At 73.0% G+C, this 12,547-nt stretch carries 12 protein-coding genes; 3 read left to right on the top strand and 9 right to left on the bottom strand.

Going from position 1 to position 12,547, the window contains the following annotated elements:
• Positions 1-408 precede the first annotated feature (408 nt).
• Positions 409-798 carry a RidA family protein gene (locus tag ACZ4YY_RS06370; protein WP_468285252.1) on the top strand — a complete coding sequence of 130 codons (390 nt, stop codon included), beginning with the start codon at positions 409-411 and terminating at the stop codon, positions 796-798.
• A gap of 421 nt (positions 799-1,219) precedes the next feature.
• On the opposite strand, the gene ACZ4YY_RS06365 is transcribed toward ACZ4YY_RS06370, so the two are convergent.
• Both ACZ4YY_RS06365 and ACZ4YY_RS06360 read right to left on the bottom strand, forming a co-directional pair.
• Positions 1,220-2,188, bottom strand: coding sequence for an aldose epimerase family protein (locus ACZ4YY_RS06365; RefSeq protein WP_468284437.1), 969 nt, complete (start codon positions 2,186-2,188; stop codon positions 1,220-1,222).
• Positions 2,189-2,252: 64 nt separating this feature from the next.
• The gene (locus ACZ4YY_RS06360; protein WP_468284435.1) at positions 2,253-3,143 is read right to left on the bottom strand and encodes an SGNH/GDSL hydrolase family protein; all 891 of its coding nucleotides are present in this window, start codon (positions 3,141-3,143) and stop codon (positions 2,253-2,255) included.
• A gap of 279 nt (positions 3,144-3,422) precedes the next feature.
• On the opposite strand from ACZ4YY_RS06360, the gene ACZ4YY_RS06355 reads away from it, so the two are divergent.
• Entirely contained in the window at positions 3,423-3,917 is a 495-nt protein-coding gene (locus tag ACZ4YY_RS06355) for a DUF3145 domain-containing protein (RefSeq protein WP_468284433.1), read from the top strand.
• A gap of 70 nt (positions 3,918-3,987) precedes the next feature.
• Here ACZ4YY_RS06355 and fabF read toward each other — a convergent pair whose 3' ends face one another.
• The 5 genes from fabF to fasR form a co-directional block, all read right to left on the bottom strand.
• Complete coding sequence (gene fabF / locus ACZ4YY_RS06350) at positions 3,988-5,259, bottom strand: beta-ketoacyl-ACP synthase II (RefSeq protein WP_468284431.1); 1,272 nt, start codon at positions 5,257-5,259, stop codon at positions 3,988-3,990.
• A gap of 82 nt (positions 5,260-5,341) precedes the next feature.
• Positions 5,342-5,590: an acyl carrier protein gene (locus ACZ4YY_RS06345; RefSeq protein WP_043500565.1), complete on the bottom strand. Its 249-nt coding sequence runs from the start codon at positions 5,588-5,590 to the stop codon at positions 5,342-5,344.
• A 102-nt stretch (positions 5,591-5,692) separates the two neighbouring features.
• Positions 5,693-6,724 carry a beta-ketoacyl-ACP synthase 3 gene (locus tag ACZ4YY_RS06340; RefSeq protein WP_468284429.1) on the bottom strand — a complete coding sequence of 344 codons (1,032 nt, stop codon included), beginning with the start codon at positions 6,722-6,724 and terminating at the stop codon, positions 5,693-5,695.
• Positions 6,725-6,740: 16 nt separating this feature from the next.
• Positions 6,741-7,679 (bottom strand): ACP S-malonyltransferase, encoded by a 939-nt coding sequence (locus ACZ4YY_RS06335; protein ID WP_468285250.1) that lies wholly within the window; start codon positions 7,677-7,679, stop codon positions 6,741-6,743.
• Between the two features lie 89 nt (positions 7,680-7,768).
• The gene (gene fasR, locus ACZ4YY_RS06330; RefSeq protein ID WP_468284427.1) at positions 7,769-8,974 is read right to left on the bottom strand and encodes a fatty acid biosynthesis transcriptional regulator FasR; all 1,206 of its coding nucleotides are present in this window, start codon (positions 8,972-8,974) and stop codon (positions 7,769-7,771) included.
• A gap of 108 nt (positions 8,975-9,082) precedes the next feature.
• On the opposite strand from fasR, the gene ACZ4YY_RS06325 reads away from it, so the two are divergent.
• Positions 9,083-9,739: a pirin family protein gene (locus ACZ4YY_RS06325; protein ID WP_468285247.1), complete on the top strand. Its 657-nt coding sequence runs from the start codon at positions 9,083-9,085 to the stop codon at positions 9,737-9,739.
• A gap of 7 nt (positions 9,740-9,746) precedes the next feature.
• Here ACZ4YY_RS06325 and ACZ4YY_RS06320 read toward each other — a convergent pair whose 3' ends face one another.
• Together ACZ4YY_RS06320 and ACZ4YY_RS06315 are read right to left on the bottom strand one after the other, a co-directional pair.
• Entirely contained in the window at positions 9,747-11,594 is a 1,848-nt protein-coding gene (locus ACZ4YY_RS06320; RefSeq protein WP_468284425.1) for a serine/threonine-protein kinase, read from the bottom strand.
• Between the two features lie 60 nt (positions 11,595-11,654).
• Positions 11,655-12,491: a serine hydrolase domain-containing protein gene (locus ACZ4YY_RS06315; protein ID WP_468284423.1), complete on the bottom strand. Its 837-nt coding sequence runs from the start codon at positions 12,489-12,491 to the stop codon at positions 11,655-11,657.
• Positions 12,492-12,547: the final 56 nt, after the last annotated feature.

Below are 12,547 nucleotides of genomic sequence, written 5' to 3'. Positions count from 1 at the left end.
GCCGTCGCGCCCCTCCTCGGCCGCCTCGGCACGGTCACCCGCACCGGTCCGCTCGGCTCGGCCGCCGCGCTCAAACTCGTCCTCAACGCGGCGGCGATCGGGGGCGTCGCCCTCGTGGCGGAGGCCCTGCGCCTCGCCGACGCCCTCGGACTCGACGAGGCCACCGTGCGCCCCGCCCTCGCGGCCGGCCCGCTCGGCGGCGCCGTCGCCCGCGCCTTCGCCGAGGAAGCCCACTTCGCGACGGCACTCGCCGTCAAGGACCTGGACCTGGCGGCCGAGGCCGTCGCCCTGCCCGTCCTGCACACCGCGGCGGACCGCTACCGCCGGGCCACCGCCACGTCCCCCGCCCTCGCCCACGCCGACCTGTCCGCGGCCGCCGCCCGCCTTCGCACCACCGAGGAGCCCCTGGTGCACGTCACCCTCGACAACCCCGCCTCCGCCCCCCGCCCCCTGAGCCCGTACTACTCCCAGGTCGCCCGCGTGGAGCACGCCGACGGCAGCGCCCTGCTGTTCCTCTCCGGGCAGGTCGCCGAGGGGGCCACCCTCGCCGAGCAGAGCCGGGGCGTCTTCGAGACCATCGCCGCCCTGCTGAAGGCGCACGGGGCGAGCCTCGCGGACGTCGTCAGCATCCGCACCTGCCTGACGGACATCGACGGGCTGGAGGAGTACGGCGCCGTACGACGGGAGTTCCTCACCGGCACCCCGCCCACCAGCATGACCTTCGAGGTGCCCCGGCTGTTCCGCCCCTGGGCGCAGGTCGAGGTCGAGGTGGTGGCCGCGGTACCGGCCGCCTCCTGAACCCCGGGCCACGTCCTCGCCGAGCGACCGCAGGACGTCAGGAGCGGGCCCACGGGTCGGTCGGGACGGCCGGCCGGTCCGGGAATGTCCGCGTCCGCAGCACCGGCGCGCGGCCCGGCCCGCCGAAACCGGTCTCGCGTCGCCCCGCGCGCCGTCGAGGCCCGGGACGGGACCGCTGACCGTTGGTTCTTTGTGAAGGGTTCGTACGAAATCCAGGTGGGTAGGTCGATCGCGGAACGCGGGATCACCGCGACGATTACCGTCTGGCGCGGGAACTCCTCATCCCACGAGCAGCCCCGGTCCGGGACCTGACCCCTGGACCGGGGCTCATCCCGCCCCGCCGGCGGGCCCGTCCGGCCGGACACCTCGCCCCACCTCCCCGGGAACCGGGCGAGCCGGCCCCGTGTACACCGTCCTCGGCTCACCTCGCCGAGAAGCCGTACACCGTCTCCGAGCGGTACACCGCGCCCGGCCGCAGCACCGTGTCCGGGAACTCCGGGCGGTTGGGGGAGTCCGGGAAGTGCTGGGTCTCCAGCGCGATGCCGTCCCCGGGCGCGAAGGGCTCGCCCAGGTGGTCCGCCGTGTACACCTGGACGCCCGGCTCGGTCGTCGCCACCGTCAGCACCCGCCCGGACACCGGATCGTGCAGCTCGGCCACCTCCACGGGCGTGTCCGTGACGCCCTTGTCGAGCACGAAGTTGTGGTCGTAGCCGGCACCGACCTCGCGGGCCGCACGGAAGTCGAAGCGCGTGTCCGCCACCTCCGCCACGCCCGTCGGGATCAGGTCCGCGTCGACCGGCGTGTAGCGGGAGGCGGCCAGCCGCAGCTCATGACCGCCCGCGGGGCCCGAGCCGGCGAGGTTCCAGTAGGCGTGGTTCGTCAGGTTCACCACCGTCGGCGCGTCCGTCACCGCCTCGTAGGCGATCCGCAACGCCCCCGACGCCGCGAGCGTGTACGTCGCCGAGACCTCCAGCCGGCCCGGGAAACCCTCCTCGCCGTCCGGACTGACCCGGCGCAGCCGCAGTCCGTGCTCGACCGGCTCCGCCTCCCACACGCGCTTGTCGAAGCCGCGCTCACCGCCGTGCAGGGAGTTGGGCGCGTTGTTCGGCGCCAGCGCGTACGTCACCCCGTCCAGCGTGAAGCGGGCGTGCGCGATCCGGTTCGCGTACCGGCCGATCAGGGCCCCGAGGTAGGGGCCGGGATGCGTGACATAGCCGTCCAGGTCCGCGAACCCCAGCACCACGTCCGACCTGCGCCCGTCGCGGTCCGGGACCTCCACCGACTGCACGATCCCGCCGTAGGAGAGGATCCTCACCCGTACGCCGGCCCGCTCCAGGGTCCAGCGGTGCACCGGGGTGCCGTCGGAAAGTGTTCCGAAGTGTTCGCTCATGAGCGGAACCCTAAGGGGCCCAGGCGCTCATGGTGCAGGGTCCCCTTCCGTTCGGAGCTCTGAGTCACGCCTTCCGGCCGGTGACCTGGCGGTATGCGATCTCCGCGAGCCGCGCCTGGCCGTTCTTGCTCGGGTGGAACCAGTCCCAGTGGCTCAACTGGTCGGTGCCGAAGCGGTAGTCGTACACCGCACCGCCGTCGAACCGGCACCGCGGGTCCTTCGTGCAGACCTCCTCCAGCACCCTGTTGTAGTCCTCCACCCGCTTCTGCACCGTCTCGCGCCGCAGGTTCGCCGCCGAGTCCAGCGCGTCCGCGTCGCCCAGCATCGACGGGCAGATGCCCAGCTTCCACACCTGCTTGCCCAGCGCGTTGGTCCGACCCTGCGACCACAGCCGCTTCAGGTCGGGCACGCTCGACACGTACACCTGCGTCCGCGGCGCGGCCCGGCGCAGCGTGGTCAGCGCCCGGGTGAACTGCGCACGGAAGTCGGCCACCGACGTCATCGCGGTCGTCGAGTCCCGGCACGCGTCGTTGGCCCCCGCCATCACCGTCACCAGCTCGGGACGGCGCGCCGCCGCCCGCGCCATCTGTGCGGGCAGGTCCGCCATCCGCGAGCCCGACACCGCGTAGTTCCAGCTGTGCGTGGCCGCCTTCGCCCCCAGCAGGCGCACCGCGAGGCTGTTCACCTCCGAGTCGCCGCCGGTCGCCCAGGACACCTCCGGACAGTCCTGGAGGATCGTGCAGGCGTCGAAGCCGCGGGTGATGGAGTCGCCCACCGCCGCGATCGACGCCGGGCTGCTGTCCCACACGGGGGTCGGCGACGGCGTCGCCCGGGGGGCCCGCGAGCCCGTCGCCCGCGGGTCGTCCCCGCCCAGGGCGTCACAGCCCGCCGCGCCCAGGACGGCCGCCGCCGTCACGGCGACGACCGCCCGCGAACGGTGGCTTCGCATGTGCATCCCCTGGTGTCCCCTCGGTCGTCCGGCCCGCCGCCGGGCCGGACGAGTCGCCGGCCCCACCCATGACAACGTGCGGGAGTTCCCGAGCGCCGCACCGAGCGACGCAACCGCTCCGCACAGGCGTCCTGCCGGGTGAATGGCGGGCGTTTCACGGCATCCGGACCGACGGTACGTCACACTCCTTGCGCCACCGCACGGTAGCCTCGCCATCAACGTGGCTGTCCTGCCGCCGCCGCCATGCCAGCCTGCAAGCCTGTCCCGCTCTGCCCGGAGGTCCCGGTGACGACACGTGGAGTTCTGTACGTGCACTCCGCGCCGCGCGCGATGTGCCCGCACGTCGAGTGGGCCGTCGCCGGGGTGCTCGGCACGCGCGTCAACCTCGACTGGATCCGGCAGCCCGCCGCCCCCGGCACCTGGCGCTCGGAGTTCTCCTGGCAGGGCCAGGCCGGCACCGCCTCCAAACTCGCCTCCGCGCTGCGCGGCTGGCACCTGCTGCGCTTCGAGGTCACCTCCGAACCCTGCTCCACCGCCGAGGGCGAGCGCTACAGCTGCACCCCCGACCTCGGCATCTTCCACGCCGTCACCGGCATCCACGGCGACATCCTCGTCCCCGAGGACCGACTGCGCGCGGCCCTGCTGCGCAGCCGGCGCGGCGAGACCGAGCTGGAGGCCGAGCTGTCCAAGCTCCTCGGCAAGCCGTGGGACGACGAGCTGGAGCCGTTCCGCTACGCGGGCGAGGGCGCCCCGGTGCGCTGGCTGCACCAGGTGGTCTGAGGGGTCCACGGATACGTGAAGGGCCCCCACCTCGCAGGGTGGGGGCCCTTCACGCGCGGGCGAACGCCGCTCAGACGGACCGGAACGCCAGGACCACGTTGTGCCCGCCGAAGCCGAACGAGTCGTTCAGCGCGGCGATGCGGCCCTCGACGGGAAGCTTGCGGGCCTCGCCGCGGACGATGTCCGCGTTGGCCTCGGCCTCGGGGTCGAGGTTGTCGACGTTGATGGTCGGCGGGGCCACCCGGTGGTACAGCGCCAGCACGGTCGCGACGCTCTCGACACCACCCGCGCCGCCCAGCAGGTGACCCGTCATCGACTTGGTCGCCGAGACCGCGATGTGGTCGGCGTCGTCACCGAACACCTTGCGCAGCGCCTTCAGTTCCGCCACGTCACCGGCCGGCGTCGACGTCGCGTGCGCGTTGACGTGCACGACCTCCGCCGGGTCCAGGTCGGTGCGCTCCAGCAGGTTCTGCAGGGCGTGCGAGATGCCGCGGCCCTCGGGCTCCGGCTGCACGATGTCGTGGCCGTCGGCGGAGATGCCCTGGCCGACCGCCTCCGCGTAGACGCGGGCGCCGCGCGCGGCGGCGTGCTCGGCGGACTCCAGGACGATCACACCGGCGCCCTCGCCCATGACGAAGCCGTCGCGGGCGGTGTCGTAGGGGCGCGAGGCGCCCTGCGGGTCCTCGTTGTTCTTGGACATCGCCATCATGTTGCCGAACGCGGCGATGGGCAGCGGGTGGATCGCCGCCTCCGTACCGCCGGCGACGACGACGTCGGCGCGGCCCGTACGGATCATCTCGATGGCGTAGCCGATGGCCTCGGCACCCGACGCGCACGCCGAGACCGGCGTGTGCACGCCCGCGCGGGCGCCCACGAGCAGACCGACGTTGGCGGACGGGCTGTTGGGCATCAGCATGGGCACGGTGTGCGGGGAGACACGGCGGACGCCCTTCTCCTTCAGCACGTCGTACTGGTCGAGGAGGGTCGTCACGCCGCCGATGCCGGAGGCGATGACCGCGCCGAGCCGGTCGGCGTCGACGGAGGAGTCCTCGCCCGCCGGGCCCTCGAAGCCGGCGTCCTTCCACGCCTCCTGAGCCGCGATCAGCGCGAACTGCGCCGAGCGGTCCAGCTTGCGGGCCTGCGGCCGCGGGATGACCTCGGTCGGCTCCACGGCGACCGGGGCCGCGATGCGGACGGCCTGCTCGGCCGCCCAGTCCTGCTCCAGGGCCTTGACGCCGGACTTGCCGGCTACCAGACCCTCCCAGGTAGAGGCTGCGTCGCCACCCAGCGGTGTGGTTGCGCCGATACCGGTGACGACCACGGTGCGATTGGTCGGGCTCACGGGAATTCTTTCTCCAACGATCGGGATTCAGCGGCGCCACCGCCGGGTGGCGGGGCCGGTCAGCGTCCGGCCCAAGCAGGGCTCAGGCCTGGTGCTTGAGGATGTACTCGGTCGCGTCGCCGACGGTCTTGAGGTTCTTGACGTCCTCGTCGGGGATCTTGACGTCGAAGCGCTCCTCGGCGGCGACGACGACCTCGACCATGGACAGCGAGTCGACGTCCAGGTCGTCGGTGAAGGACTTGTCCAGCTGGACGTCCTCAACCGGGATGCCGGCGATCTCGTTCACGATGTCGGCGAGACCGGCGACGATCTCTTCCTGAGTGGCGGCCATCTTGGCGCTCCTTCGTTGTGTTCCAGAGGGTGGGGCGCCCACCGCGTCAGCGGCGGGTTGGTGCATGTCCCGTGCCGGACCGCATGATCCGGCACGGAGTGCCTAGGGGAGGGTAACGACCGTCGCGGCGTAGACGAGACCCGCCCCGAATCCGATGACGAGCGCGGTGTCGCCGCTCTTCGCCTCACCGGTCGCCAGGAGCCGCTCCATCGCGAGCGGGATCGAGGCGGCCGAGGTGTTGCCGGTGGTGCGCACGTCACGGGCGACCGTGACGGACTCCGGCAGCTTGAGGGTCTTCACCATCGAGTCGATGATCCGCTCGTTGGCCTGGTGCGGGATGAAGACGTCCAGGTCGTCGGCGGTGAGGCCGGCCGCGTCCAGCGCCTCCTTGGCGACCTTCGCCATCTCGAACACGGCCCAGCGGAAGACCGCCTGGCCCTCCTGCGTGATGGCGGGGAACTTGACGTTGCCCGCGCTGTCGACCGGCAGCTGCGACACGTCGCCGATGCGGTACTCGTTCCACGGCACGGTCTGCTTGATGGTCTCCGACTTGTCGCCCTCCGAGCCCCACACGGTCGGGCCGATGTGCGGCTCCCCGGAGGGACCGACCACGACCGCGCCCGCGCCGTCACCGAAGAGGAAGGCCGTCGCCCGGTCCTCCAGGTCGGTCAGGTCGGACAGCCGCTCCACGCCGATGACCAGCACGTACTCGGCGGAGCCCTCCACGACCATGCCCTTGGCGAGGGTCAGGCCGTAGCCGAAGCCCGCGCAGCCGGCCGAGATGTCGAAGGCCGCGGCCTTGTTCGTGCCCAGCTTGTCGGCGATCTCGGTCGCCACCGCGGGGGTCTGCCGGAAGTGCGAGACGGTGGAGACGACCACGGCGCCGATCTGGTCGGCGGCGATCCCGGCGTCGGCGATCGCCTTGCCGGCCGCCTCGACCGACATGGCGGCGACGGTCTCCTCGTCGTTCGCCCAGTGCCGCGTCTCGATGCCCGAGCGCGAGCGGATCCACTCGTCGGACGAGTCGATCGTCTCGAGGATCACCTCGTTCGGCACCACCCGGGTGGGCCGGTAGCCGCCCACGCCGAGGATGCGCGCGTACGGGGCGCCCTTGCTGGGCTTGATCTTCGACATGACCGTCGGCTCCTTGTCAGGCACTGTGCTCGGCGATGACCTCGCGGGCCGCGTCGAGATCGTCGGGGGACTTCAGCGCCAGCGTCTTCACGCCGGGCAGGGCGCGCTTGGCGAGACCGGTGAGCGTGCCGCCGGGGCACACCTCGATCAGCGCGGTGACACCGAGCTCCTTGAAGGTCTCCATGCACAGGTCCCAGCGGACCGGGTTGGCGACCTGGCCGACCAGCCGCTGCAGCACCTCGGCACCGGTGGCGACGGCCCGTCCGTCCTTGTTGGACACGTAGGTGAGGGCCGGGTCGGCGGGCGTGAGCTCCTTGGCGGCGGCGGCCAGCGTCTCGACCGCCGGGGCCATGTGATGCGTGTGGAAGGCGCCGGCGACCTGGAGCGGGACGACCTTGCGGACGCCCTCGGGCTTGTCCTCGTTCAGCGCGGCGAGCTGCTCCAGCGTGCCCGCGGCGACGATCTGGCCCGCGCCGTTGATGTTCGCCGGGGTCAGTCCGAGCTTCTCCAAATGCGCGACGGAGACCTCGGGGTCGCCGCCGAGCAGCGCCGACATGCCGGTCCCGGTGATCGCGGCGGCCTCGGCCATCGCCAGGCCGCGGGTGCGCACCAGGGTCAGCGCGGCGGTGTCGTCGAGGACGCCCGCGAAGGCGGCGGCGGTGAACTCGCCGACGCTGTGGCCCGCGACGGCGCCCGGTGTGCCCGCCGAGTCGGCGGCACCCGGGAAGGCACCCAGTGCCGTGGCGGAGAGGATCCCGGCCGCGACGAGCAGCGGCTGGGCCACCGCCGTGTCGCGGATGGCGTCCGCGTCGGCCTGCGTGCCGTAGTGGGCGAGGTCCAGCCCGATGGCGTCCGACCAGGCGGCCACGCGGTCGGCGGCGCCGGGCAGTTCGAGCCAGGGGGTCAGGAAGCCGGGCGTCTGGGCGCCCTGGCCGGGAGCGACGAGTACGAGCACTCTCACACTCTCTCTTGAGGGCGGCCTGGGCCGCCCGTGGGGACAGGGACGAAGAACGGCAGGGGGTTTTGTGGACCCCCGACAAAACGCTAGCTCTGGGGATCTCCATCGACCAGACGCCCCAGGATCAGCGCGATGCGCAAGGTGAACGCAGAGCGTACATCCGAAGGCGACCAACCGGTGACGTCAGTCACACGTCGAAGCCGGTAGCGCACGGTGTTGGGATGCACGAACAGCATTCTGGCCGCACCCTCCAGACTGGACGCCTGTTCGAGGTAGACGGAGAGTGTTTCCAGGAGCGCGGATCCGGCCTCCTCCAGTGGTCTGTAGATCTCCTCCACCAACTGCTCGCGCGCGCTGGGATCACCGGCGATCGCGCGTTCCGGAAGCAGATCGTCCGCCAGGACCGGCCGCGGCGCGTCCTGCCACGCCGAACAGGCCTTGAGTCCGGCCGCGGCGGCCTGCGCGGACCGGGTCGCGGCGAGCAGGTCCGGCACCACGGGCCCCGCGACGACCGGACCCGCGGCGAACGGGCCGATCAGCGACTTGGCGACGGCGAGCGGGTTGTCGCTGCCGCCCGCGATCACGACCAGCCGGGCGCCCAGCACCCCGGTCAGCACCTGGAGCTTGGCGTGCCGGGCCGCCCGCCGGATCGCCTCCACGGTCAGTTCGGAGTCCCCGTCCGGGGCGGTCCCGAGGACCACGCACACGTGCTCGGGCGAGTTCCAGCCGAGGGCGGCGGCCCGGCTGACGGCGCCCTCGTCGGCCTCCCCGCTCAGCACGGCGTTGACCACCAGCGACTCCAGCCGCGCGTCCCAGGCACCGCGTGCCTCGGCGGCCTGCGCGTACACCTGTGCGGTCGCGAAGGCGATCTCACGGGCGTACACCAGGAGCGCCTCGCGCAGCAGCCTCTCGTCGCCCGGCGCCGCGACCTCGTCGATCGCGGACTCCATGACCTCGATGGTGGTGCGCACCATCTCCACCGTCTGCCGCAGCGTGATCGCCCGGGTCAGCTCGCGCGGCGCTGTCCCGAAGACGTCGGTGGAGATCGCCTGCGGGGCGTCCGGACGCCGGAACCACTCCGTGAACGCGGCGATGCCCGCCTGGGCCACGAGCCCGATCCAGGAACGGTTCTCCGGGGGCATCGCCCGGTACCACGGCAGGGTCTCGTCCATGCGCGCGATGGCCTGGGCGGCGAGACTGCCGGAGGACCTCTCCAGTCGCTTCAGCGTCGCCGAGTGCGCGTGGACGGCGTGCGGTGCGGGTTCGGGCTTGCTGGCTTCGGGTTCGGGCACGGGGACAAGACTGCCTTATCGGGACGTGAGCCTGTGCCGCCGGGTCGGAGGTGCGGAGCTCACCGGGGCTCCGGCCCCGGAGGGAGGAGGGCTACCGTGGGGGGCGTGATGGACGTACGGCGCGCCGACGAGCGCTATCCCGGCGGGGAGCCGGCCGCGGGCATCGAGAGCCGGCACGCCTTCTCCTTCGGCCCCCACTACGACCCCGACCACCTCCGCTTCGGCGCGCTGATCGCCTGCAACGAGGAGCGGCTCGCGCCCGGCGCCGGCTTCGACGAGCACCCGCACAGCCACACCGAGATCGTCACCTGGGTGATCGAGGGCGAGCTGACCCACCGCGACTCGGCCGGGCACGAGACGCGCGTGCGCGCCGGGGACGTGCAGCGGCTCAGCTCCGCGGGCGGGGTGCGGCACGTCGAGCGCAACGACGGCACGGCGCCCCTGACCTTCGTGCAGATGTGGCTGGCCCCGCGGGAGCCCGGCGGCGACCCCTCCTACGACATCGTCCGCGGCCTCGCCGACTCCACCCCGTACGCCGTCCCGGAGGCGGGCGCGGTGCTGCACGTCCGGCGCCTCGCTGCGGGGGAGCGGACGGCGGTGCCGGACGCGGCCCGCGTGTACGCGCACGTGGTGCGCGGTGCCGTACGGATCGGGCCGCACGAGCTGGGGCCGGGGGACGCGCTGCGTGCCGCGGACGAGAAGGACCTGGAGCTCCTCGCCGCTGCGGGCCCGGCCGAGGTGCTGGTGTGGGAGATGCCGGTGTGAGCGGTGCTCACTGCTCGGAGCTCGGGTCCTCCGCGTTGCGCCAGACCGTGATGTCCACCGTCACGTAGTCGCTCGGGTCGTTCTCGGGCGCGCTGCCCTTGAAGGTGACCAGGGCGATGTGGCCGGAGGAGGTGTGCACGCACATCTGCGACCCCTTGGTGAGCTGGGTGAGCTCGACCTCCTTGGTGTACCGGGTCTCCGTGCGGCAGGTGGCCAGCGAGCCCTTCTGGGCGTTGTTCAGCAGGACGACCTTCTCGCCGCTGCTGCCCATCAGGGGGTTGTTGTCCCAGCCGCCCGCGTCGTAGTAGTAGAGGTCGCTCGCGTCCTCGTACCGGGGGCTGCTGCCCTCGGAGGCCTCGACCGGCTTGGGCGGCGAGTCCGCGAACCGCACGTAGTAGCTCTCGGGGATGTTGATGCCCGTGTAGGTGACCGGTGTGGGGTCGGGCAGTGCCTTGGCGCTCGAGGAGCCCGAGCCGGGGTTCGCGTCCGCGCTCGAGCTGCTGCCGGAGCCGCTCGTGGAGGTGTCGGACGAGTCGCCGAACTCCTTCAGGAACGAGGCACAGCTGCTGACCCATGCCAGCACGGCCACGGCCGCGAAGCCGAGCCCGATGTACTTGCCGACCTTGCTCCGCCTGGACGGCGGCACCGGGTGCGGCCGCCAGCCGGGCTGCTGGACGTACGGCGGCGGAGTCATGGCCGGAGGGCCGTACGACGGCTGGTGCGCGGCGGGCCCGTAGCCCACGGGGCCGGGCGCCGACGGGACGTGCGCGGCCGCCGTCGTGGGCGCCGCGTGGATCGGGGCGGCGGGCGGGGCCGGGGGCGCGGTCGGCGGCGGGGTCGCGGGACCGGCGTGGGTCACCGGGGCGGTCGGCGTCGGCGCCGCGCTCGGCTGGGTCACGGGAGCCGTGGGCGGCGCCGTCGCCGCCGCCGTCGGAGCCGCGGCCAGGGCCGCCGACGCCGACACCCGCTGGGTGATCTGCTCGGTGATCGCCGCCGGCAGCCAGGAGCCGGACTGGCGCAACGGCGTGGGCGACGCCTGCTGGCACAGCGTGATGATCTCGGCCGGGGAGGGCCGCTCCGCGGGGTCCTTGGCCAGGCAGCGGGCGATGAAAGCGAGCTGCTCGGGAAGCCCGCTGAGGTCGGGCTCCTCGTGGACGATCCGGTACAGCACCGCGTGCGAGGGACCGTCGCCGTACGCCCCGGTGCCGCGGGCCGCGAACGCGGCCACCTGTCCGAGCGCGAACACGTCCGACGCGGGCGTGACCGGCTTGCCGGCGGCCTGCTCCGGCGACATGAAGGCGGGGGTGCCGATGGAGACGCCGGTGCCGGTCAGGGCCGTGGCGTCGGCGGCCCGGGCGATGCCGAAGTCGATGACGCGCGGGCCGTCGGAGGCGAGCAGCACGTTGGACGGCTTCAGATCGCGGTGGACGATGCCGGCCCCGTGGATCACCGCCAGCGCCTCGGCCATGCCCGCGAGCAGGAGCAGCACCGACGGCACCGGCAGCGGGCCGTGCTCGCCGACGGCCGAGGCCAGCGACGGGCCGGCCACATAGGCGGTCGCCAGCCAGGGCTGGGCGCCCTCGGTGTCGTAGTCGATGACCGGCGCGGTGTACAGGCCCTGCACCCGCTGCGCGGCCTGCACCTCCTGCTTGAACCGACGACGGAACTCGGGGTCCTCGGTCAGCTCCGGACGGATCGTCTTCAGGGCGAGGGGATGCCCACCGGGCGTGTACGACAGGTACACCGTGCCCATGCCGCCCGAGCCGAGCCGAGCCATCAGCCGGTAGCTCGCGACCGTTTGCGGGTCGCCGCCCTCCAACGGACGGAACTGGCCGCCCGGTTGTGCGCCTGTCATTGCCTCTCCCCCGAGATCCACGCGTGTGAGTGCTGTGCAGAGGGAGGGTAGCCGAGGCGGTCAGCGCCCCGCGTCGAAGGCCCCGGCCTCGGCGAGCACGGCGTCCGTGAAGCCGGGCCACGCCTCGACCGCCCACGGCCCGAACGCCCGGTCCGTGAGCGCGACCGCGGCGACCCGCGCGTCGGGGTCGACCCACAGGAACGTACCGGACTGCCCGAAGTGGCCGAAGGTCCGCGGCGAGGAGGAACTCCCCGTCCAGTGCGGTGACTTGGCGTCGCGGATCTCGAAGCCGAGCCCCCAGTCGTTGGGGTTCTGGTGGCCGTACCCCGGCAGCACGCCCTTGGTGCCCGGGTACTGCACGGTCATCGCCGCCGCCACCGTGCGCGCGTCCAGCAGCCGGGGCGCCTGCACCTCCGCCGCGAACCGCAGCAGATCCTCGACCGTGGACACCCCGTCCTTCGCGGGGGAGCCCTCCAGGGAGGTGGCCGTCATGCCGAGCGGCTCCAGCACCGCCTGCCGCAGGTACTCGGCGAAGGGGATGTCCGTCGCCTTCGCGATGTGGTCGCCGAGCTGCTCGAACCCGGCGTTGGAGTACAGCCGCCGCTCACCGGGCGCCGCCGTCGCCCGGTGTTCGTCGAAGGCGAGCCCCGAGGTGTGCGCGAGCAGGTGACGGACCGTCGAACCGGGCGGCCCGGCCGGCTCGTCCAGCTCGATCGCCCCCTCCTCGTACGCGACCAGCGCGGCGTACGCGGCGAGCGGCTTGGTGACCGAGGCCAGCGGGAAGCGTCGCCCGACGGGGCCGCGGGTGCCCAGGACCGTACCGTCGGCCCGTACGACACCCGCCGCGGCGGAGGGAACCGGCCAGTTCTCGATCAGCGCGAGGCTCTTCAGCGACATGGCATGAGCCTACCTTCGGACTTCTTACCGGTTTCGCTTGCTTGGAGCGCACTCCA

Source organism: Streptomyces sp. NPDC030143, assembly GCF_055573695.1.
This window is presented reverse-complemented; position numbering and strand designations above follow the sequence as displayed.

Coding starts and splice junctions, on each gene's coding strand:
- ACZ4YY_RS06365 (WP_468284437.1), bottom strand. CDS start 2,188: ATGAGCGAACACTTCGGAACACTTTCCGACGGCACCCCGGTGCACCGC.
- ACZ4YY_RS06360 (WP_468284435.1), bottom strand. CDS start 3,143: ATGCACATGCGAAGCCACCGTTCGCGGGCGGTCGTCGCCGTGACGGCG.
- ACZ4YY_RS06345 (WP_043500565.1), bottom strand. CDS start 5,590: ATGGCCGCCACTCAGGAAGAGATCGTCGCCGGTCTCGCCGACATCGTG.
- ACZ4YY_RS06340 (WP_468284429.1), bottom strand. CDS start 6,724: ATGTCGAAGATCAAGCCCAGCAAGGGCGCCCCGTACGCGCGCATCCTC.
- ACZ4YY_RS06325 (WP_468285247.1), top strand. CDS start 9,083: ATGGACGTACGGCGCGCCGACGAGCGCTATCCCGGCGGGGAGCCGGCC.
- ACZ4YY_RS06320 (WP_468284425.1), bottom strand. CDS start 11,594: ATGACAGGCGCACAACCGGGCGGCCAGTTCCGTCCGTTGGAGGGCGGC.
- ACZ4YY_RS06315 (WP_468284423.1), bottom strand. CDS start 12,491: ATGTCGCTGAAGAGCCTCGCGCTGATCGAGAACTGGCCGGTTCCCTCC.